Origin of the sequence: Arenimonas daejeonensis (genome assembly GCF_007993735.1) — a bacterium.
GTDB classification, from domain to species: Bacteria; Pseudomonadota; Gammaproteobacteria; order Xanthomonadales; family Xanthomonadaceae; genus Arenimonas; species Arenimonas daejeonensis.
In genome coordinates this window covers 1,129,158-1,150,540 of sequence record NZ_CP042453.1, presented here as the reverse complement: position 1 = coordinate 1,150,540, position 21,383 = coordinate 1,129,158, and the positions used below count along the sequence as shown (strand labels likewise).

At 70.1% G+C, this 21,383-nt stretch carries 18 protein-coding genes, 1 tRNA gene and 3 pseudogenes; 3 read left to right on the top strand and 19 right to left on the bottom strand.

What is annotated here, in order from left to right:
* Positions 1–10: 10 nt before the first annotated feature.
* The 11 genes and pseudogenes from FRZ33_RS16075 to FRZ33_RS17605 all read right to left on the bottom strand — a co-directional run.
* Complete coding sequence (locus tag FRZ33_RS16075; RefSeq protein WP_484463046.1) at positions 11–1,885, bottom strand: sensor histidine kinase; 1,875 nt, start codon at positions 1,883–1,885, stop codon at positions 11–13.
* The gene (locus tag FRZ33_RS15580; protein WP_146908197.1) at positions 1,786–3,804 is read right to left on the bottom strand and encodes a PAS domain S-box protein; all 2,019 of its coding nucleotides are present in this window, start codon (positions 3,802–3,804) and stop codon (positions 1,786–1,788) included. The genes FRZ33_RS16075 and FRZ33_RS15580 overlap by 100 nt, the downstream gene beginning before the upstream one ends.
* Positions 3,716–5,311, bottom strand: coding sequence for a PAS domain-containing protein (locus FRZ33_RS05465; protein WP_158637096.1), 1,596 nt, complete (start codon positions 5,309–5,311; stop codon positions 3,716–3,718). Before FRZ33_RS05465 ends, FRZ33_RS15580 begins: the two co-directional genes overlap by 89 nt.
* Positions 5,312–5,476: 165 nt before the next feature.
* A tRNA-Thr gene (locus FRZ33_RS05460) sits at positions 5,477–5,552 on the bottom strand.
* 59 nt (positions 5,553–5,611) lie between these two features.
* Positions 5,612–6,268, bottom strand: a complete 657-nt coding sequence (locus FRZ33_RS05455; protein WP_146908193.1) for an SPOR domain-containing protein — start codon at positions 6,266–6,268, stop codon at positions 5,612–5,614.
* Positions 6,265–7,017 carry a type III pantothenate kinase gene (locus tag FRZ33_RS05450; protein WP_146908192.1) on the bottom strand — a complete coding sequence of 251 codons (753 nt, stop codon included), beginning with the start codon at positions 7,015–7,017 and terminating at the stop codon, positions 6,265–6,267. The genes FRZ33_RS05455 and FRZ33_RS05450 overlap by 4 nt, the downstream gene beginning before the upstream one ends.
* Positions 7,014–7,982, bottom strand: a complete 969-nt coding sequence (gene birA, locus FRZ33_RS05445) for a bifunctional biotin--[acetyl-CoA-carboxylase] ligase/biotin operon repressor BirA (RefSeq protein WP_146908190.1) — start codon at positions 7,980–7,982, stop codon at positions 7,014–7,016. Before birA ends, FRZ33_RS05450 begins: the two co-directional genes overlap by 4 nt.
* Complete coding sequence (gene plsY, locus FRZ33_RS05440; RefSeq protein WP_158637095.1) at positions 7,979–8,599, bottom strand: glycerol-3-phosphate 1-O-acyltransferase PlsY; 621 nt, start codon at positions 8,597–8,599, stop codon at positions 7,979–7,981. The genes birA and plsY overlap by 4 nt, the downstream gene beginning before the upstream one ends.
* A complete protein-coding gene (locus tag FRZ33_RS05435) occupies positions 8,596–9,690 on the bottom strand; it encodes a DegV family protein (RefSeq protein ID WP_265468729.1) in 1,095 nt (364 codons plus the stop codon). Before FRZ33_RS05435 ends, plsY begins: the two co-directional genes overlap by 4 nt.
* A complete protein-coding gene (locus tag FRZ33_RS16070; protein ID WP_227978372.1) occupies positions 9,621–9,848 on the bottom strand; it encodes a hypothetical protein in 228 nt (75 codons plus the stop codon). The genes FRZ33_RS05435 and FRZ33_RS16070 overlap by 70 nt, the downstream gene beginning before the upstream one ends.
* A gap of 61 nt (positions 9,849–9,909) precedes the next feature.
* A pseudogene (locus FRZ33_RS17605) lies at positions 9,910–10,192 on the bottom strand (DAK2 domain-containing protein); the annotation flags it as partial.
* A gap of 404 nt (positions 10,193–10,596) precedes the next feature.
* On the opposite strand from FRZ33_RS17605, the gene FRZ33_RS05425 reads away from it, so the two are divergent.
* Both FRZ33_RS05425 and FRZ33_RS05420 read left to right on the top strand, forming a co-directional pair.
* Positions 10,597–10,845, top strand: a complete 249-nt coding sequence (locus FRZ33_RS05425; RefSeq protein ID WP_146908184.1) for a hypothetical protein — start codon at positions 10,597–10,599, stop codon at positions 10,843–10,845.
* Between the two features lie 95 nt (positions 10,846–10,940).
* Positions 10,941–11,648, top strand: a complete 708-nt coding sequence (locus FRZ33_RS05420) for a M90 family metallopeptidase (protein WP_146908183.1) — start codon at positions 10,941–10,943, stop codon at positions 11,646–11,648.
* A gap of 80 nt (positions 11,649–11,728) precedes the next feature.
* Here the strand turns inward: FRZ33_RS05420 and FRZ33_RS05415 are convergent.
* The 4 genes and pseudogenes from FRZ33_RS05415 to dusA all read right to left on the bottom strand — a co-directional run.
* Positions 11,729–13,100, bottom strand: a pseudogene (locus tag FRZ33_RS05415) (ATP-binding protein); the annotation flags it as partial.
* A 6-nt stretch (positions 13,101–13,106) separates the two neighbouring features.
* Positions 13,107–13,787, bottom strand: coding sequence for a response regulator transcription factor (locus tag FRZ33_RS05410; protein WP_146908181.1), 681 nt, complete (start codon positions 13,785–13,787; stop codon positions 13,107–13,109).
* A 566-nt stretch (positions 13,788–14,353) separates the two neighbouring features.
* Positions 14,354–15,262, bottom strand: a complete 909-nt coding sequence (locus FRZ33_RS05405) for an arginine deiminase-related protein (protein WP_146908179.1) — start codon at positions 15,260–15,262, stop codon at positions 14,354–14,356.
* Entirely contained in the window at positions 15,259–16,257 is a 999-nt protein-coding gene (gene dusA, locus FRZ33_RS05400) for a tRNA dihydrouridine(20/20a) synthase DusA (protein ID WP_146908178.1), read from the bottom strand. The genes FRZ33_RS05405 and dusA overlap by 4 nt, the downstream gene beginning before the upstream one ends.
* Before the next feature lie 78 nt (positions 16,258–16,335).
* Here dusA and FRZ33_RS05395 point away from each other — a divergent pair, with 78 nt between their 5' ends.
* Positions 16,336–16,890, top strand: a complete 555-nt coding sequence (locus FRZ33_RS05395; RefSeq protein WP_146908176.1) for an ECF-type sigma factor — start codon at positions 16,336–16,338, stop codon at positions 16,888–16,890.
* Here the strand turns inward: FRZ33_RS05395 and FRZ33_RS16065 are convergent.
* The 4 genes and pseudogenes from FRZ33_RS16065 to FRZ33_RS05380 form a co-directional block, all read right to left on the bottom strand.
* Entirely contained in the window at positions 16,865–18,592 is a 1,728-nt protein-coding gene (locus FRZ33_RS16065) for a hypothetical protein (RefSeq protein WP_227978150.1), read from the bottom strand. The genes FRZ33_RS05395 and FRZ33_RS16065 overlap by 26 nt on opposite strands.
* Positions 18,593–19,034: 442 nt before the next feature.
* Positions 19,035–19,988: pseudogene (locus FRZ33_RS16060) on the bottom strand (serine/threonine-protein kinase); the annotation flags it as partial.
* Between the two features lie 97 nt (positions 19,989–20,085).
* A complete protein-coding gene (locus FRZ33_RS05385) occupies positions 20,086–20,685 on the bottom strand; it encodes a hypothetical protein (RefSeq protein ID WP_146908172.1) in 600 nt (199 codons plus the stop codon).
* 68 nt (positions 20,686–20,753) lie between these two features.
* Complete coding sequence (locus FRZ33_RS05380) at positions 20,754–21,224, bottom strand: copper resistance protein NlpE (RefSeq protein WP_158637093.1); 471 nt, start codon at positions 21,222–21,224, stop codon at positions 20,754–20,756.
* Positions 21,225–21,383: the final 159 nt, after the last annotated feature.

Below are 21,383 nucleotides of genomic sequence, written 5' to 3'. Positions count from 1 at the left end.
CTTGTCCTGGTCAATCACGATCCGGGGGCGTCCCCGGTTCCGTCAGCACGCCAGCCTGCAGGGCGACTCCCTCTGGCTGCCGCTCGGGCATTTCAAGGATGAACGTGGCGCCCTCGCCCGGCCGGCCTTGCGCCCGGATCGTGCCCCGGTGCCGTTCGACTATGCGCCTGACGATGGCCAGGCCGATACCGGTGCCTTCGTAGTCCTGGCGGCCGTGCAGGCGCTGGAATGGCCCGAAGATGCGGTCGGCGTACTTGTCCTCGAAGCCGATGCCATTGTCGGCAAACGTCAGGCGCCAACCGGGAGCGTCGCCGATCCGCAGCGGCTCGGCACTGACGTGGACCACGGGCGGGCGGTCCGGGGAGCGGAATTTCAGGGCGTTCGCCAGCAGGTTCTGGAACACCTGGCGCAGCTGGGTGGGGTCGGCCTCCGGGGTCGGCAGCGGGTCGGCCTCGACCCGGCCGGCGCTGGACTCCAGCCGCGCCTCCAGGTCCTCCAGCACCGCCGCCAGCACTCCGTCCAGGGCCACGGGCGCGAATGGTTTGCCGCGGGCAGCCACCCGCGAGTAGGCCAGCAGGTCGTCGATCAGGGTCTGCATGCGCGCCGCGGCCTGGCCGGTGCGGTCGAGGTAGTCGCGGGCTTCGGGCGCCAGTTCGGCGGCGTGGCGCAGCTGCAGCCGGTCGGAGAAGGCGCGGATCTTGCGCAGCGGCTCCTGCAGGTCGTGCGAGGCGATGAAGGCGAAATCCTGCAGCTCGCGGTTGCGGTTGTTGAGGTCGGACAGGGTCTGGCGCAGCGCCTGCTCCGCCTGCTGGCGTTCGGTGATGTCGCGCCCGACCGCATAGACCAGCCCGTCGGGCGCCGGCACCGACACCCATTCCAGCCAGCGAATGGAGCCGTCGCGGCAGACGTAGCGCACCTGGAAGGCACGCGGTACCTCCGCCCTGCGTTCGAGCTCCCCGGCACGTTCCAGCGCCCGGTCGCGGTCATCCGGGTGCACGAAGTGGTCGAATTCGTGGCTGCACAGCTCCTCGGCGCTGTAGCCGGTGATCTGGCTGAAGACCGGGTTGACCTGCAGCCAGCGCCGTTGCGCCGGATCGAAGATGACGAAGACCTCCAGCGACATGTCGAAGAAGCGGTCGCGCACCCGCAGCTTCTCGATCAGGCGCGCGCGTTCGATCGCGATCGACGCCATCTGCGCGAACTGCACCGCCACCTGTTCGTCGTTCTCGCTGAACTCGCCGGCCTGCTTGTCGCTGAGCTGGAGGATGCCCAGGCGCCCGCCGGCGCTGTCGAACAGCGGTACCGCCAGCCAGCCACGCATGGGCGGATGTTCCGCAGCGTGCTTGCCGAAGCCGCGCCAGCGCGGGTGCACTTCCAGTTCGGCCTGGGTCAGGCGCATCGGCCGGCCCTGCTCGGCGACCATCATGTAGATGCCGCTGCCGTCGATCGGCGCGTCGTAACCGCGCCAGCGCGCGTATTTTTCCGACAGCGAGATCGCATTGATCATCTGCGCCGTGCCCTCGCCGGTGTCCACGCTGACCACCGCCTGGTGCGCGCCCAGGGTCTCGCGCAACTGGTCGACCAACTGCTGGTAGAGCCCATGTTCGGCCAGGTCGCGGTTGAGCGTGATCGCCGCCTGGCTCAGGCGCTTGAGCTGGGCGCTGTTGGCCTCGGCGGCATCCAGCGCCTCGGCCAGGTCGCGCTGGTGCTTGCGCAGCAGGCTGATGTCCTGGGCGATGCCGAACACGCCGGTGACGCGGCCATCCACCACGATCGGCAGGTTCGTCACCCGCAGGTCGATGCGGCGGCCGCGCGCGGTGACGGCCGTGAGTTCATAGTTGCGGGCCAGGCCGCGGGTCGCCGCCTCGAAATGCGCGCGTACCACGTCGCGCTGTTCCGGCGCGACCAACTCGTCGAACAGGCGGCCGAGCACGCCCTCCGGCGTGGTCTCGGCCTGTTCCATAAATGGCCGTTCAACGAGGTGAACCGGCCCTCCATGTCGAGCGCGTACACGGCGTCCGGGTGCTCCTCGAACAGCGACCGGAAACGTTGCTCGCTCAGGGCAAGTTGCCGGTAGGCGCCGTCCTGCTCGATCGCCATGGCCGCCATCGCCGCCATGCTGTCCATCGCGGCCAGTTCCGTGGCGGAAGGTTCGCGTACGTCGCGGTAGTAAGTGGCGAAGGTCGCCAGCACCCGGCCCTCGGCCGACTTCACCGGGGTGGACCAGCACGCCCGGAGGCCATGCTCCAGCGCCAGCGCAGCGAAATCCTTCCACAGCGGATCGTGTTCGATGTCCGACACCACCACCCGCTCGCCGCGGGCGGCCGCGGTGCCGCAGGACCCCACGCCCTCGCCGATCGCCACGCCGTGCAGCGCCAGGTTGTAGGTGTCCGGAAGGCTGGGTGCGGCGCCGTGCAGCACCCGTTCGCCCGCCTCGTCGAGCAGCAGCACGCTGCACAGCGCGGCCGGATACTGCTGTTCGTAGAGCCGCGTGATCGCCTCCAGGCTTTCGCGCAGCGGCCGGCGCGCGGCGATGCCGGCCAGGATTTCGCGCTGCCCGGCCTCCATGCGCTCGATGCGTTTGGCCTCGGTGATATCGCGCAGGAAGCCCGTGTACACCGGCGGCGTCGTTTCGCCCAGCACCGTGATGGTGAGTTCGACCGGGAACTGGCTGCCGTCCGTGCGCATCGCCGTCATCTCGAGCCGCCGGCCCAACACCTTCGCCTTCCCGGTCGCGACATGGCGGCTCAGGCCCTGGGTGTGCGCGGCGCGGTGCTCCGGCGGCAACAGCACGTCGGCCAGCTTCCGGCCGATCACCTGGTCCCGGCGATATCCGAAGGTGCGTTCGGCCGCCGGGTTGAACTTCCGGATGTCGCCTTCGGCATCCATCGTGACGATGCAGTCGAAAGCGCTGTACACCGTGGTGCGCATGCGCTGTTCGCTGTCGCGCAGCAGCGCCTCCTGGCGTTTTGCTTCGGTGATGTCCTGCACGCTTCCAGACAGCAGCCATGGCGCTCCCTGGTCGTTGCGAAGCAGGCGCGCACGTTCATGCACGTGGCCGATGCCACCGTCGGGAAGCAAGATGCGGTGCTGGACGTCAAGTTCCGCCTCGCCGCGCAATGCATGCGCCTGGGCCGCCTGCAGCATCGGCAGGTCGTCCGGGTGCACACGCAGGGCCATTGCCTCGAAGGTGCCGGCGAACTCGTCCGGCTTGACGCGGAAGATGCGATAGACCTGCTCCGACCAGCTCAGCCGGCCAGTGGCGATCTCGAGTTCCCAGGCGCCCATGCGGGCGATGTCCTGCGCACGCTGCAGGCTGTCGTTGGCATGCAGCAGGGCCTGCGACTGGCTCTCGAGCAGGCTGATGTCACGCGCCACCGAGAACACCAGGCGCTCGCGCGCCGACCACACCGAGGACCATTGCATGGTCACGGCGTGGCCGTCCTTGTGCATGTAGCGGTTGCGGAAGTCGAAGGTCGGGCGGCCGGACAGGATATCGGCGTTTGCGCGCAGGGTCCGGCCGCGATCGTCGGGATGCACCAGGTCGAGGAAAGCGCGGCCTACCAGGTCCTTGGCCGGATAACCCCAGACCCGCTCGCTGGCGGCGCTGACCTGGGCGAAACGGCCGTTGGCGTCGATCACGCAGATCACGTCCAGCGAGTTGTCCATCACCAGGCGCTGCATCACGAGCGACTGTTCCAGCCGCGTAGTCAGTTCACGCAGCGCATCCTCGTTGCGGCGACGGTCGGTGATGTCCTGCAGCGAGCCGGCCGCCACCGCCGGCTGGCCCTGCTCGTCGCGCACCAGGGGTGCCGAGCTCGCGCACGATCCGGGTCTCGCCGTCGGGCCGCAGCACGCGGTATTCGATGTCGATATCGCCCTCGCCGTTGTGCAGGCGGCGCTGCGCCTGTTGCAGCGCCACGCGGTCGTCGAAGTGCACGCGTTCCAGCAGCGCCGGCAGGCCACGCGCCAGCCGCGCCTCGGCAATGCCGAAAATGCGATGCACCTCTTCTGACCAATGCAGCTCGCCGGTGCTCAGGTCGTATTCCCAGCTGCCCAGCTGGGCCAGGCGCTGCGCGCGCTCCGACGTGGCCTGGGCCTTGAGCATGCCCAGCTCGGCGCGTTTGCGTGCACTGACGTCCTGGAAATACACCGCCACGCCATTCGGGTGCGGAAACACCCGTGCGTTGAACCAGCTCGCCAGCGGCAGGAAATAGACGTCGAACTCGACCGTGATTTTCTCGGCGGCGGCACGCCGGAAGCTGGTCTCGATCTCGGTGCCAAGGGCGGCCGGGAACACGTCCCAGACGCGTTTTCCCACCATCTCCTGGCGCGGTGTACGCATCAACTGCTCGGCGCGCGGGTTGACCAGGACGAAGCGCCAGTCGTCGTCGAGCGTGTAGAAGGCATCGCTGATGCTCTCGAACACCGAACTGAGTTCACGCTCGACGGCCCGGCGTGCCTCCTGGGCCGCTTCGTTCTCGGCGATCTGCATGGTCAGCGCCTCACCGGCGCGTTCGGCCTGTTCGGCGCGCTCGCGCGAGCGCGTCCACAGGTGCAGCGCCAACGCCAGCAATGCGCCGACCAGCAGGCCCGCCACGAACAGGATGTCGCCGAACCGGCTGGTCAGGGCCTCGCCCGAGGCGTGCCAGAGTTCGATCCGGGCTTCCTGGCCCTGGTTGGCCACCTGCCGGTCCAGTGCCGCGGCAACCCCTTCAGGCACGCCGCGGGCGTGGATGACGCGCCCGCCCTGGCTGATCCGCAGCGGCAGGCCGGGCTCGATACCCTCGAGCACGTCGGGGAACAAGCGTCCGTAGTCCAGCGCGGCGACAAGATAGGCCGCCTGGTGCCCGGATTCGCCATCGTTGCGCGCGACCAGCAGTTCGCCGTTGCTGCCCTCCAGGAGACGCGACCGGGAGGCGGCAGGTTCCGCGTTGCCGACGGCCAGCGGATCAGGGTCGAACTCCAGCGTCGCGCCCGCCGGCAGGACCGGTGCGCCCGGCTGCGCCAGCACATGACGCACGACCCGGTCCGGCCCGGCCCAGGTCAGCGAACGCAGGCTCGGGTAGTGCTGCAGGTAGATCCTGGCGTCGATGTCGAACTGGCGTTCGAGCGCGGCCTCGTCCGGCGCCTGCGCCAGGCGCTGGGCCATGCGCCGGATGCTCTCGGCGCGGGCGACGATGCTTGCGCGCAGTGCAGCCTGCACGGTGTTCGCACGCTGCTCGAGCACGGCTTCGGCCAGCCGGTCGTCATGGCGCGCGATCGCCCACCAGCCTGCAGCAGACAAGACGGCCACGACCAGGAACGCCACTGCTGGCAGCCACACCCCTCGGCGGATGATGGCGCGGGTCAATCCATTAACAGGCGTGGCAGTAGCCATGGTCGGCGCAATGCAGCCCTCTCCCGAGCCAACCGCTATGGAACCGCAATTCCCGCCCCGGCGCCATCCGACGGATTGCGGCGCAGTTCACGGTATTGGTGCCGGCACCCGGATTCGAACTGGGGACCTACCGCTTACAAGGCGGTTGCTCTACCAACTGAGCTATGCCGGCATTGGCGCCGATTCTACATCGACGCGGAGTCTAGCCTGCGGATGGCCCGCGGCGCTGCCTCAGGTGCAGTCGACCGGACGGGCATCGATGTCGCTGCGCTCGGGCAGCAGCGTGCGCCAGTCGAAGCCGGCTTCGGCGGCGTAGTCGATCCACCATTGCGCGGCGTCTTCGGTACGCGGCTCGAGCACGGGCTGGAATCCCTGCGCGGTGAGTTCGTCGCGGCGTTTTTCAGCATTGGCCAGGTCGCGGAACAGGCCCAGCGACACCGTGTTCTCCTGGTCGCCGGCGGTGACCACGTAATAATCGCGCACGCCCTGCGCGGCCAGCTGGCGCGCGGTGGCCAGCGCCGCTTCGCGGCTGCCCGCGGCGGGCAGGAAAACGCGGTAACCACGCAGTTGCGTCGCCGGCACTTCGCGGAACTGGATGCGGCCCACGTGCGGCGTCAGCGCGTTCATCGCCACGCGCAGTTCGGCGGGCGTCGCGAACGGCCCCAGGCTGTGGCAGACCGGCGCGTCGGGCAACGGTACCGGTACGGCGCCGACTTCAACGGCATCCGGGGGCGGCGGCAGTTCGGCTTCGCCCAGCAGCACCAGGCTGCCGGTGCCCGGATCCAGCGGTGGCGGCGGTGGCGGCAGCGGGTCGGGACGCAGCAGCCACCACGCGCCGACGCCAAGGTTCAGGCACACCAGCAACACCACGATGCCGCGCAAGATCATGACCACTCGCCCGCGGCCTGGGCCGCATAAACCGCCAATCCTTCCAGCACCAGGTACGGCACCGGTTCACTTTCGATCTCAAGGCCTTCCGCCAGGCGTGCGCCGCCGCCGCCGCTGATCAGCAGGCGCGGAGGCCGGCCGAGCAGACGCGTGGCCTGGCGGTGGCTGCGTTCGACCAGGCCCAGCGCGGCGCCCAGGCTGCCGCCGGCCAGCGCATCGGCGGTGTCGGCGGCAAAATCGCTGGCTTCACCGCCAGCGAAGGCCAGCGCCGGGAAGCGCGCCGCCAGCGCCGCGCGCATGTGTTCGGGACTCGGCGCAATGACGCCGCCGCGATGCTGGCCCGCGCCGTCGAGCAGGTCCACGGTGAGCGCGCTACCGGCCGAGACGATCAGCCAGGGGCCATCGCCGCGCGCATGCGCCGCCAGCAGGCCGAGGAAACGGTCCACGCCCAGGCGCGAGGGTTCGGCGTAGGCGATGCGCACGCCGGCGCATTCGGGGCGGGTGCGCGCGCGGGTGGCGGCATGGCCGCGGCTGGCGACCGCTTCGGCCACGCCCGCCGTGAGTTCCGATCCCGCCACCGAGGCCAGCCAGCAGCGGTCGCCGGCCTGCACGCCGGCCAGCCAGCGCTGCATGGACGGTGCGAAATCGGCGGCACCGTGCGCCCAGGCCTGCACTTCGCCCAGGCCGGTTCCGGGCTGCCAGGGCGCCACTTTCAGGCGCGAGTTGCCGAGGTCGAGGAGCCAGATCATGCGGCGCGCAGGCTGGCTTCGCCGGCGTGGAAGTGCCGTTCGCCGCCATCGGGTTGGGTGAGGCGCAGGGCGCCGTCGTCGGCGATGCCGGCCGCGACGCCTTCGTGCACGCGGCCGCCTTCGAACACGTGCACGGCATGGCCGAGCAACAGGTCGTACCGGTTCCAGTCCGCGATGAAGGGCCGCAACCCCTCGCGCTCGAACCGCGCCAGCATCGGCAGCAGCGCATCGAGCAGCGCCACGGACACGGCGTGGCGCGAGGGTGGTGCGGACGACAAGGACGCGAGATCGCACCAGGGCTGGCCGATCGACTCCGCCACGGACACCGGCATCGCCACGTTCAGGCCCAGGCCGATCACCACGCGCATCGGACCGGCGGCATCGCCGCCGACTTCGACCAGGATGCCGCCGAGTTTCCTGCCGTCCGCCATCAGGTCGTTCGGCCACTTCAGGCCGACCTGCGTGTAACCCAGCGCATGCAGCGCCTCGGCCACCGCCACGCCCACCGCCAGGCTCAGGCCCTGCAGCGCCGCCACGCCGCCGTCGAAACGGCGCGAGAGGCTGAGATAGAGATGCGCCGCCAGCGGCGAGGCCCAGGCGCGGCCACGACGACCACGGCCGGCCATCTGGCGTTCGGCCAGATAGATCGCCGTACCCTGGTCGGGAACCGGTTCCCGGAGCGCCAGCGCATTGGTCGAATCAAGCTCGAACCGGACATCGATCCGCGCCAGCTCCGCACGCGCCGCCACCGACAATCCGGCCTCGATCGCCTCGGCATCGAGCAGTTCGATCGGCCGCGCCAGCGCATACCCGCGGCCCGCCTGCGCAGCGATCTCGACACCGGCTTCGCGCAGGCCCTCGATGCGCTTCCAGACCGCGCCGCGGGTCAGCCCCAGTTCGCGCGCCAGTTCGGCACCCGACGCGGGCCCCCGGCACAGGCGCACGAGCAACTCGCGGTCGCTCACGCCGCGCCCCGGCGCAGGCGCCGCCACAGGCGCACGCGATCGAAACGACCTTCGGTACCGGCGCGCAGCCGCGCCAGGTTGCTGCGATGGGTGAACAGGATGAACAGCGCCAGCACCGCGGCGAACACCAGCCGCGGCGACTCCCCGTCCGTCAGCAGCGCCAGTGGCACCAGGCCGGCGGCGGCCAGGATGGTGGACAGGCCGACGTAGCCGGTGGCCGTCAGCACCAGCAGCCACACGCCGACCAGCACCGGCACCGCGACCGGCCACAGCACCAGCAGCGCGCCGACCAGCGTGCCCGCGCCCTTGCCGCCACGGAAACCATGGAACAGCGGCCAGACGTGGCCCAGCACCGCGGCGAAACCCGCCGCCCACGGCAACCAGGCCAGCCCGTCGCCGAACCACAAGGCCAGTCCCACCGCCAGCACGCCTTTGCCGACATCGATCAGCACGGTGCCGAGCGCGAACTTCCAGCCCTGGGTGCGCAGCGCATTGGTGCCACCGGCATTGCCGCTGCCCTGGGTGCGGATGTCCACGCCGCGCAGCCGCCCCAGCAGCAGGCTGCCGGAGAGCGAACCGACCAGGTAGGCGGCAAGGAGAAGTAGCGCGGCGATCATGGCCGCATTATGGGCCAGCCCCACGCGATCGTCAGTCCGCGGGCTGCAGCGACACCACCAGGGTGCCGGGGCCGGCATGCGCGCCGATGGCCGGTCCGGTTTCGACCAGCCAGCTCTCGCTCACATCCAGGCGCTGGCGCAGGTCCGCCAGCAGCGTTTCGCCATCGGCCAGCGCATCGCAGTGGCCGACCATCAGCCGCCAGCGGGTGCGCGTGTCCACCCGCTTGGCGACATAGGCCGCCAGGCGCTCCGGCACGCGCGACTTGCCGACCAGGCCACCGGCCACGCCCAGGCGCCCATCGGCCTTCACCCGCGCCACCGGCGTGAAGCCCAAACTCGACCAGCGGCTTGGCCCAGGCCGGAATGCGGCCGCCGCGCACGGCGTGGCTGATGTCGCGCGCCGCGGCCCAGGTCAACGTGAGCGGTTTGAGTCGCGCAAGTTCAGCCAGGATCTGCGGCGCACCGGCGCCGGCCAGGGCCATCTCGCCGGCGCGGATCGCCAGCAGGCCTTCGCCACAGGAGGCGTTGCCGGTATCGAATACATGCGTGCGTTCCGCATGGCCACGCTGCGCCGCGGTTTCCGCCGACTGCAGCGTGCCCGACACGGTGCGCGACAGACCGACATAGACCAGTTCGCGGTGATGCGAGAGCAGGAATTCGAACTGACGGCGGAAATCGCCCGGCGGCGGCTGGCTGGTGCGCGGCAGCACCAGTTCGGTACGCAGCTTGCGGTAGAACTCGGCGGTGCTCAGGCCGACCTTGTCCAGGTAATCCTGGTCGCCGAAGTTCACCCGCGCCGGCACCATGTGGATGTTCAAGCGCTGCTGCACGTCCTCGGGCAGGTCGGCGGCGCTGTCGGTGATCACCGCCACGCCGACCGTGCCGGCGGCGGTGCGGGCCTGGGCGTGCATGTCGTCGGCCTTGCTGCCTTCGACCCGGCCGAAACGCGCGGCGGTCTCGAACATCGCGCGCGGGTCCGCCACGTGCGCATGCAGGCGCAGGCGGGTGTGGCTGCCGGCGATCACCACGCAGGACGCGCCCAGTTCGCCGATGGCGGCGCGCAGGCCGGCGCGGTCCAGGCCTTCGCCCACCAGCAGGCATTCGCTGCACCAGCGGTGCTGGGGTCGGCATCTCCGAGTTCGCCGTGGGCCTCGGCGGCCTCCAGGTCGGCCGGCAGTTCGTCGGCCACGCCGACCGCGTCCACCGCGCCGGAATCGATGAATTCGCCGATGCCTTCCAGCAGGTCCACGAACCCCCTGGGCGCCAGCGTCCACCACGCCGGCTTTCGCGAGTACCGGGAGCTGGTTCGGGGTGTTGGCGAGCGCGCGGCGGCTGTGTTCGAGCGCGCGCCGGAACCAGTCGCCCAGGTCACCGTTGCCGCCGCGCTGTTCCAGTGCTTCGGCGAAGGCGGCGATCACGCTCAGGATCGTGCCTTCCTTCGGCTCCGAGTGCCGAGCGGGCCGATTCGGCGCCGGCGCGAACGGCGCGCGCGAGGGCTTCGGGTTCGAGAGCACGCGCCGGGCCGACGGCCTCGGCCACGCCGGTCAGGAACTGCGCCAGGATGGCGCCCGAATTGCCGCGCGCCCCGTCCACCGCATCCTCGCCGACCCGGCGCAGCAGGTCGCCCGCGCCCCGGTGCGGCGGCTGAGCGCACCGGCCAGCACCCCGCCCAGGTGAAGGCGAGGTTGCTGCCCGTATCGCCGTCGGGCACCGGGAACACGTTGATCTTGTTGAGGGTCTCGCGCTGGGCGATCACCCGGCGGGCGCCGGCGATCAGGGCGCGACGCAGCGCGGGGCCACGGATCAGAGGGCGCGGCAGTTCAAGGAAGGCGGCATTCATGGGCTGCCGGAGTCTGCCGCAAGCGCCCGGCACGGCGCCATGCTGCGCTGCGGCATCCGGGCGCCGGACGAGTGTCCGGCAACCGGTATAGAATCCGCTGCAACCTTTGGCACCCGGCCGGCATCCCAAAGGTCATTCCCGCCCGCAGGTGACGCCCATGATCCGCCCGCTGCTCGTTCTCAGCTTCGCCCTGTTCGCCGCGGACGCGATCGCGGCCGAAGCCGCGCAGGCCAATCCCGAGACCAGCGGTTGTCCGAAGTCGGAAGTGGCGCCGGAAAAAGCCCCGGCCAACGAAACCTCGGGCACCACCGCCCGCCCGGGCACACCGGCGCCGGTGCGTCCGCGCAGCACCACCGTGCGCGGCACGCCGCGCTGGCACAGCCTGCTGCCGGGCATGATCCGCTGAGCGACTTGTTTCGTCGCACCGCCGCCCGCAGTCTGCGGGCATGAGATCCCTGCTCGACCGACTGCGTCCCAAGCCGCCCGCGCTCACGCCGGGCGATGCCAGCGCTGCTCGCCGACATTCCCTGGTTGGCGCGCCTGGAGCCCGAGCGGCGCGAGCGGCTGTTCGCCCTGACGGCCCGGTTCCTCGCCGGCAAGACCATCACGCCGCTGCACGGCCTTGAGCTGGATTCGCGCCAGCGCCTGCACCTGGCGGCGTTGGCCTGCCTGCCGCTGCTGGAATTCGGCGTCGAGGGACTGCGCGGCTGGTCGCAGGTGGTCGTCTATCCAGGCGCCTTCCGCGTGCACCGACGCCACCACGACGAACACACCGGCGTGGTGGCGGAATGGGAAGAGGACCTGACCGGCGAAGCCTGGGAGCAGGGGCCGATGGTGCTGAGCTGGGACGACATCGCCGCCGACCTGGCCGATCCCGAACCGGGCTTCCTGCTGGTGGCGCATGAGATGGCGCACAAGCTCGACGCGCTCGACGGCGCGATGGACGGCACGCCGCCACTGCCCGGCGCCTGGCAGCGCGAATGGGCACGCGACTTCCAGGCGGCATACGAAAGTTTGTGCGCGAAGCTCGATGCCGGCCTGCCGACGCCGATCGACGACTACGCCGCGGAAGCCCCCGAGGAATTTTTCGCCGTCACCAGCGAATACCACTTCACCGCACCGGAACTGCTTGCGCGGGAAATGCCGGAAGTTGCCGCCCACCTGCGCCGCTTCTACGGCCCCTCACCCCTCGCCACCCCGGACATCTGAAAGAAAAACGGGGACAGAGAACCTATTCGTTTGAAACGAATAGGTTCTCTGTCCCCATTTTCTCCGGGGGTCAGATGGCGGGGGAAGCGGATCGCGAAACGTGCGCCGCCGAGTTCGGGCGAACGTTCGACCTTCAGTTCACCGCGATACGCCGTCACGATGTCCTGCACGATCGACAGCCCGATGCCGTGGCCCTGCACACGTTCGTCGCCGCGCACGCCACGCTGCAGCAGGCGCTCGACCTTCTCGGCCGGGATGCCCGGGCCGTCGTCCTCGACCGCGATCGCCACGCCGGCACGGCGGTTGGCCGGCGCCGGTTCCACCTGCACGCTCAGCAGCACGCGTCTGTCCGCCCATTTGAAGGCGTTCTCGAGAAGATTCCCCAGCAGTTCCTGCAGGTCGCCGAGCTCGCCGTGGAAACGCGCCGCGGCGTCGATCTCGAACTCGCACAGCACGCCCTTGCCCGCGTACACCTTCTCGAGCCCGGCGACGATCTCCTCGGCGCGCGGCTCTATCTCGATCGGCGCGGCGAACAGGGCGTGGCCGCTGCGCGGCGCGCGACAGCTGGTAGGACACGATCTCGTTCATGCGCTGCACCTGCGCCGACACCTCGTGGCGCAGTTCCTCGTGGCTGGCGCCGGCGTCCAGGCGCGCGCGCAGCACCGCCAGCGGCGTCTTCAGGCTGTGCGCCAGGTCCGACAGCGTGTTGCGGCTGCGCTCGAGGTGGCTGCGCTCGCTCTCGATCAGGCTGTTGATGCTTTCGGTGACCGACTCCAGCTCGCGCGGGTGCCAGCCGGACAGGCGCAGGCTCTTGCCCTGGCGCACCCGCGCCAGTTCGCGCTCGACATTGCTCAGCGGCAGCAGGCTCCAACGCAACACCAGCACCTGCACCAGCACCAGCAGCACCGCCGCCAGGCCCAGGTAACCCCAGAGCGCGCGCCGGAAGATGTTCACCTGGTCCTGGATCTGGGCCGCGTCCTCGTACACGCTGAAGGTCAGGCGGAAGTCGCCGGCCGATTCCCAGATCACGCCGATCGAATAGGCGTAGACGCTGTTCTCCATGCCGCGCGCGTCAATGATGCGCAGCGGGCCCTCGAAACGGCGCTGGCCCGGATCCAGGAACTCCACCGGCGGCAGTGAACGGCCCAGCGACGACGCCGACTCCCAGCGCAGCCCTTCGCCGCGCACGCTGGCGTACAGGCCGCTGCCCGGGATCATGAAGCGCATGTCGGGCGGGTTTTCCGGCGAGATGAAGGCGCGGCCGCGATCGAGTTCGGAACCGGAGAGATAGCCGTTGGCCAAGTCAGCCAGGCGTTCGCGCAGGGCATTCTGCGCGGTGTCCACGAAAGCGCGGTCCAGCGCGTAACCGGTGAAGCCCAGGAAAGCCACCAGCGCCAGGCTGGCCGCGGCCAGCTGCCGGGCCTGCAGCGAGAGCGTGCGCCAGCCGCGCATGGCGGCTTATTCGTCGCGCGGGATGGCGAAACGGTAGCCGCGACCGCGCACGGTCTCGATCGGCTTGATCTCGCCCTCGGGATCAAGCTTCTTGCGCAGGCGGCCGATGAAGACCTCCAGCACGTTGGAGTCGCGGTCGAAGTCCTGCTGGTAGATGTGCTCGGTCAGGTCGGCCTTGGACACCAGCTCGCCGGCGTGCAGCATCAGGTATTCGAGCACCTTGTACTCGTAGCTGGTCAGGTCCACGCCGCTGCCGTTGACGGTGACCGTCTGGGCCGAGAGGTCGAGCTTGACCGGACCACAGTCGAGCGAGGGTTTCGACCAGCCCGCGGCGCGGCGAAGCAGCGCATTGAGGCGGGCCAGCAGCTCTTCCACGTGGAAGGGCTTGACCAGGTAATCGTCGGCACCCGACTTCAGGCCCTCGACCTTGTCCTGCCAGCTCGAACGCGCGGTCAGGATCAGGATCGGGAATTTCTGGCCCTCGGCGCGCAGTGCCTTCACCAGGTCCATGCCCGACATCTTGGGCAGGCCCAGGTCGATCACGGCGATGTCGAACGGCACTTCGCGGCCGTGGTACAGGCCTTCTTCGCCGTCACCGGCGGTGTCCACGGCGAACCCTTCGCGCTTCAGGCGCGCGGCCAGGGTTTCACGCAGCGGAGCTTCATCCTCGACCAGCAGTACGCGCATGTCGTCTCCTTTCGACAAAAGGGGCCGGCCGGTGGGCCGGATCGGTCAGTCGCGGGCGGGGTCGCCGCCACGCCCGGCGGCGTTGGCACGGCGTTCGCGGGCGCGTTCCATCTGTTGGTCCTGGACCGAAGACCGGTTGCCCAGGAACGTGGACCCGCTTGGCTGCGGGTGGTCCGCGGTTCGGGTGGGCGGGCACGCTCCTGCGGAGCTTCCTGCAGGACACGGACCCGGCCTTCCGGGGTCAGCACTTTCAGCCGGTAGACCTCCTGGCCGCCCCGCTGCATCGGCTGGGCCTGCAGCACCCGGCCGCCATCACGCTCGACCTGGCGGACCCGGGCCCCGGCATCGTCACGCTGCGCACGCGCCGTTTCGGCCTGCACGGACGGCATGGCCGCCAGGGCAGCGATCAGCAAAAGGGGGCGCAGGACGTTCAGCATCGTCGGGATACTAGCCTCGTGGTGGCGGGCCGGCTAGGCCGGTAGTGCGGCGAAGTCTGGGCGGAAGGCGGTGAATCCGGTCTGAACCCTAATCCCGTCAATCACTTGGAAGCGGCCCGGGTTCAGGGCTCAGTAGATTTCAGCCACGCAGCAGCGCAGCGAGCCGCCCGCCTTCTCGATCTCGTCCAGGGCCACCGGGGCCAGGGCGAAGCCGGCCTCGGCCAGGGTCCGGCGTTGCCCATCCCCCAAGGCCTCGGCCCCGGCCTGGCTGATGAACACCCGGTCCGGTGAAACGGCGATGCAATTGCCCGCGAACGCCGCCTTCTGGGCTGCGGTCAGCGTGATCACCTGCGGGGCATACAGCGCGGCCAGGGCCGCCGGCACCGCCGGGTCGGCGAAGCCGGACGGGCAGATCACCAGGGCACGGCCGGCCAGCACGCTCATCACCACATTGGTGTGGTACTCGCCCGGCGCCAGGTCGAACACCAGGGTCGCGCGCAGGCCGAAAGCAGCATGCATGGCGGCGGCGCCGGCCTCGTCGCAGCGCTCGCCCAGGCCGACGAAACCCAGGCCGCGGGCCCGGTCGATGACCAGCGAACCGGTGAGCTCGCAGACGCCGGGCTGCATGCGCAGGTCGGTCTCCGCATAACCCATGGCCGTGAAGAAGGCGCGGATGTCGGCACGTTCGGCCTCACGCTGGCGCACCGGGTGGCGCATGCGGCCGATGACCAGCCGCCCCGGCGCGGTGGCGAAGACGTTGTTGGGGAACAAACCATCCGGCGCGGCGGGATCGCCGGGAAAGGTGATGGCAGGCACGGCGGTGGCCAGCTGCCGCTGCAGGTCGCGGTGCTGCGCCAGTGCGCGCGCCGGATCCACGACCACGCCCAGGTCCATGTAGGCGTTGTCGCTGGCGGACTGTTCGGCCAGCGCGAAACCCTCGGGCGCAACCAGGAACACCGCCTTCGCGCAGGCCGGGCCGGCGTCGGGCGGCGTGGCTTGGGCGAGCGCAAGGAAGGCGGTGATGTCGCGGGTGATCATGTGGCGTGCTCGCGACGTTCGGTCATCGCCAGCGCGCCTTCGATCAGATCCCAGCCCGCGTCGCTGCGCGGCGCGCCTTCGCTGAGCACCTGGCGGAACGCCCGGCCGCCGGGCTGGCCATGGAACAGGCCGAGGATGTGCCGGGTCAGGTGTTTGACGGCGATGCCGCGCGAGCGGCAGTCCTCGACATACGGCCGCAGCGCGCGCAGCAGGTCGCCGCGTGCAAGCGGCGGCGTATCCGGCGCGAACATCGCGCGGTCCATCAGGTGCAGGCGGTAGGGTTCGTGGTATGCGGCGCGGCCGATCATCACGCCGTCGACATGATCGAGCTGAGCGACAGCATCCTCGATCGTGGCGATCCCGCCGTTGATCAGGATGCGCAGGCCCGGGCACTCGCGCCTGAGGCGGTATACCCAGTCGTAGCGCAGCGGCGGGATCTCGCGGTTCTCCTTCGGGCTCAGGCCCTGCAGCCAGGCCTTGCGCGCATGCACCACGAACAGTGCGCAGCCCGCCGCCGCCACGGTATCCACGAAGGCGCGGAAGACGTCGTAATCCTCCATCTCGTCCACGCCCAGCCGGCATTTCACCGTCACCGGCACCGACGACGCGGCGATCATCGTCGCCACGCCCTCGGCCACCAGCGTGGGTTCGCGCATCAGGCAGGCGCCAAAACGCCCGGCCTGCACACGGTCGGACGGGCAGCCGACATTGAGGTTGATCTCGTCGTAACCCCAGTCCGCGCCGATGCGTGCCGCCTGCGCCAGGTGCGCCGGATCACTGCCGCCCAGCTGCAGCGCCACCGGATGTTCGACCGGATCGAAGCCCAGCAGTCGCTCGCGGTCGCCGTGGATCACCGCCTGCGCGTGCACCATCTCGGTATACAGCCGCGCATGCGGCGCCAGCAGGCGATGGAATACGCGGCAGTGGCGGTCGGTCCAGTCCATCATCGGGGCGACGGACAGGCGGGTGGCGGCAAGGGCGGGCAGCGGAATCATGGGGAAGTCTAACGGGCGGCGGTACCGGACCGGCGAAGTTGCCGCTGTCTCCAGCCCTGCCTATATTCGACCCCGCCCATGGACGAAACCCTGCACGATCTGCTCGCCGCCTACCGCCGCGGCGACCCCGGCGTCCTGGACCGGCTGGTGCCCCTGGTCTACGACGACCTGCGCCGACTGGCCCACCGCCACGTCGGCCAATGGCCGAACCTGACGCTGGACACCACCGGCGTGGTGCACGAGACCTACCTGAAGCTGGTGCGCCAGCGTGCGCTGGACGCCAACGACAAGGCGCACTTCATGGCCATCTGCAGCCAGGCGATGCGCCAGTACATCGTCTCCTACGCGCGGCAGAAGCTCACCGACAAACGCGGCGCCAATCCGCTGATGCAGGACATCCACGGCCTGGACATCCCGGTGAAGGGCGAAGCCGAGGAACTGCTGCTGGTGGACCAGGCCCTGCGCGGCCTGGCCGACGTGGACATCCGCCTGGTGCGGGTGTTCGAGTGCCGCTTCTTCGCCGGGCTGACGGAAGAAGAAACCGCCGAGGCGCTGGGCCTGTCGCTGCGCACCGTGCAGCGCGAATGGATGCGCGCCCGCGCCTGGGTCAAAGACATGTTGTCCGCACCCTGAGCTCCGGCTCCGGGTCGCCACCCAGTGCCGGCGGCAGGCGCAGGCAGGGCGTGGCCTGGCCTCCCGAAGGACCGAACTGGTGCCGCGCGATCTGCACCGCACGTTCCAGGGTGTCCTGTTCGTATCGACCCGGATCCAGCTGCTCAAGACGCAGCACCGCCCAGGCCCACAGCGCGGGATGCCGGTCCGGTTCGAGACCGGTGCCCAGCGCCCGCTCGTAGATTTCCTTCGCGCGGGGCATAGCCTCCGCGCGCAGCAACGCCTCGCCGCTGTCGAGCAGTGCCCAGCCCATCTCCAGCGGCGACACCGCGGAATGCGCCTCGAAGCCGCGCAGCCCCTGTTCGACCAGATCCACCGCCTCTTCGCGCTGTCCCTGGGCGGCCGCCAGATTGCCGCGGGTGGTCAGGCGCCCCGGCAGGACACGGTCGCGCAGGCCGCCCGTTTCGGCCGTCATCTCGCTTTCGTCGAGCGCACGCCGGGCCTCGCCCAGGCGCCCCAGCTCGATCAGCACCTCGGCGCGCGTGCCGCCGATTTCCGCCTTCAGGTCCTCGTTTTCCGCGAAGTCGCGTTGCGCCATCGTCCACAACATGTTCAGGCGCGCCAGGGATTCGCGATAGCGGCCCTGCCGCAGGTCCACGCGTGCAAGCACACCTTCGCCGAACATGTGCAGCTGCGGGTCCGACTCCCTTTCGACACCCTCCAGGACCTGCTCCATCAACGCGGCGGCCGACACGAAGTCGCCGCGGATCAGGTCCACGATCGAAACGTTGACGCGGATGTTCCTCGCCCGGGCGCCATCACCCCGCCCGCCTTCGACTTCCATCTCCACCGCACGCGCGCAGGTCTCGCGCGCCTGGACGATGCCGCCGCCATTGATGAAGTTCGTGCAGGCGGCGCCCATCGCCTTCGCGACCTGCGGATGTGTCGGTCCCAGCGCTTCGGCCAGCACGCCCGCCGCTTCCCGGCTGCGTTCGGCGCCTTCGATCGGTCGCCCCGCCAGGCCTTCCACGTAACCCAGCGCCTGCAGCCGCAGCGCCTTGTGCATCGCCGATTCGCCGGCGGGAGCCACCGACAACCGGCGCAGCACGGCGTTCACCTTCTCCAGGTCCTCGCCGCGCTGCCCGAAATCCAGGTTGCGCGCCAGGCGGTCCAGGGCCTGCAGCGACTCGCCATCCATCGGTGTTTCCGATGACACCAGCACGTCGAACGCGGCGTCGAACTGTGCGGTCGCCTCGTCCAGCCGACCGCTGGCCGCGTATTGGCTGCCCAGCTGCGCCTGCAGCAGCGCCCTGGCGTTGGCTTCCACGGCCGATGCCGGCGCCTGCAGGCCGGCCATCGCGCCTTCCAGCACTTCGACGGCTTCGGCAACCCGCTCCTGCTGGGCAAGCGCTGCCGCGAGCAGTCGCTGCAGGCGCAGGCGGGCCATGGGCTCGGCCGACGCACCATCGTGCGCCAGGGCCTTCCGCGCGCGCGCTTCCACCCGTGCGGGCAGACCCTGGTCCATCTCCAGCCCGGCCAGCACCACGGACAGGCTGAAGCGGGTACGCGGGTCCATCTGCGGATCGTCGGCCAGCATCGAGTCACCGACCCGCACCAGGGTCTGCAGCGCGTTCTCGCTGTCTTCGCGCAGGTAGGGACTGGCCTGCTCGCGAACACGCGACCCAGGAATCCCTCCACCGCCTGCCTGCGCGCTGCAGTTCACGCGCCTTGGCATCACGTTCTTCGGTGACACGATGCACGTACACCGCCGAAACCAGGGCCAGGCAGGCCAGTCCCGCCACCGCCACCGCGGCCTCGCGGCCGTTGCGGCGCAGCCACAGGCGCGTGCGGGTGCCGCGGCCCGCGGCGAGCGCGGACACCGGCCGGTGCTGCAGCCAGGCCTGCAGGTCGGCGCGCAGGCTGGCGACGTTGGCGTAACGTGCTGCCGGTGCGCGCGCCAGGCACTTGAGCACGATGGCATCCAGGCGCGCGTCCACCTTGCGCGCCAGCGCGGTCGCATCGGCAAAACCGCAGGCCACGGCATTGGCCCGCACCTGGGGATCGTCCGCCGCGGTCCGCAGGTGCCGGCTCGGCGCGATCGGCGATGCGTGCAGCGCGGCCGCGAGATCATCGCCCGCTTCCAGCCCCGGCCGGCGCAGCCAAGGCAGGCCGACCAGCAACCGGTACAGCAGCGCACCGGTCTGGAACACGTCGGTGGCGGTGCCGACGGGTTCGCCGCCCAGCTGTTCGGGCGCGGCACAGTCGGGCGTGAACAGCTTCAGGCCCGCGGACGAGGCCGGTTCAGCTTCGTTGAGCACGCTGGCGATGCCGAAGTCGAGCAGGCGCAGTCGGCCGTCGCGATCCACCAGCACGTTCGAGGGTTTGATGTCGCAATGCACGACCAGCTGCGAATGCGCGTGTTCCAGTGCATCGCACAGCGCGATGATCCAGCGCACGCGGGTGGCGGGATCCGCCCGGCGCGTGTTGGCCTGTTCGACCACCGGACCACCATCCACCAGCTCCATGGCCAGATAGACATTGCCGTCGGCGGCGATGCCGGCGTCGAGGAAACGGGCGATGTTCGGATGTTCCAGCCGCACCAGCGCGCGCTGTTCACTGAGCAGCCGCTCGCGCAGGTTGCCGCCGACCTTGTCCGGACGCACGAGCTTCAACGCGACCACCTGTGCGAAGCCGTCGAAGGCACGGCTGGCGCGATAGACCTCGGCCATGCCGCCGCGGCCGATCAGGGTCTCGATGACGTAGGGGCCGACCTCGGTTCCCGGGGAGTCTCCATGGCCGGTCCGGCGCCAAGCAGCGCCTCGCGGGCCAGGCCACCCGACAGCGCGCCCCGGGCGCCAGGTCGCCGCCGTCCTGGACGCAGTAGGAAAGCAGCCGTTCGAGCTCCTCCGCCTGCGCCTTGTCCTGTGCCCGCAGCGCCGCCAATCGCCGTGCGCGCTCTTCCGCCGGCATGTCGAGCAACTCGTCCAGCAGGCGGTCGATCGCGCGTCGGTCCCGGCGTTCGTCCATGGCGTCCTATCGAACGGGTGGGCAGGAATTAAACATCTTAGGCGCCGATTTCCGGCAGGCGCCAGCGCGCGCCGATCCCGGCCGGCAGCCACGATGACGTTTACGCATTCGGATCAGGTTTGCCGCCAGCGTCGGCAGAGGCCACGGGACACTTGGCACCCGCGAAAAGAAAGGCAGCCCGGAGGCTGCCTACTTCATCACCGGCGAAGACGGGCGCGCTTCAGCGGCCGCCCTTGTCCTTGCCCTTTCCTTTGCCCGAATTGCCACCCTGGCCCTGGCCGCCGCCCTTGTCCGGCGGACCGCCCTGCTGGCTGGCCTGGGACGGCCTGCCGCCCCCTGGTTGCCCTTCATCTTGCCGTGGCCCTTGCCCACGTTGCCCTTGAGCGCATGGAAGGCCGGCGAACCGGGCTTGATGCCCAGGCGCTTGGCGATCGCGCCCCAGCCCTGGCCGTGGTCGCGCTGGTAGATGTCCACGATCTCCAGGCACGGCCGGCGCAGCTGGTAGGCGATGGCGCAGGCGTAATAGATGTCGCCCGGCGCCCAGCGGCGGTCGTAGTACAGCTCGCGCACCGCAGGGTAACGCGGCGCGCCGTAGCTGACCACCACGTCGTCAATGAAACCATCGGTATTGCCGCGGGCGAACACGTTGATGTCGCCCAGCTGCGTATCCACCCAGGCATCGCCCGTACGCGGGCTGAAACCGAAGGCGAAATTGTCGACGACGGCTTGGGCGCCGGCCGTGAAAGCCAGGCCGAGAGTGAGCACGAGACCTGCGAGACTCTTTTTCATTGTGGTTTCCTGGCCCTTGGGGACGGGGCGATTGTGCCCCAGGGAGATGAACGGGTCCGGAACCCCGGTCACAACCGCTGCAGGCGATACGCCAGGCCGTCCAGCGACGCGCGACCCTCGCCCTCGAGCATTTCCAGGCCGCCGTCGGGCTGCAGCCAGAACCAGCGGCCGGGGCCCTGCGGGTCCAGGCGGTAGACGGTGGTGTCGACGCCCTCGAGCGAGGTGGTTTCCTCGCGCCACTCGCCTTCCTGCACGAAGGCGTTGTCGCCCTCGGCGCCGAGATAGGTTTCTTCCAGTACGTAGCGGCGCACGCCATCTTCGGCGCGCAGCACCAGGCGGGTCTGGATGCCGTCGCAGTCGGCGCAGGGCAGCACGCCCAGCCAGGCGCGTTCGAAATCACCGTCGGTCGCGACTTCGGCATCCGGGAAATCGTCCGGGCCGGCCGTCGCCCCGTCACCCGACGGCGCGTCCCGGCCGCACGCGGCCAGCGCCAGAAGCACGGAAATCAACAGCGGCAACATGTATCGCGACACGGACATCGCTCTCTCCACGGCGGACCGGACTCCAGGTCCCAGGCCGATTGGACCACAGGTGCGGCGTCCGGTTCCGGCGTCGCGCGACCAGCAACCCCGTTTTCGACCCTGGCGCGTTGACAGGCTTGCCCAGCCAAGGAGGTGCCCCATGGTCCGCAGCCAGTC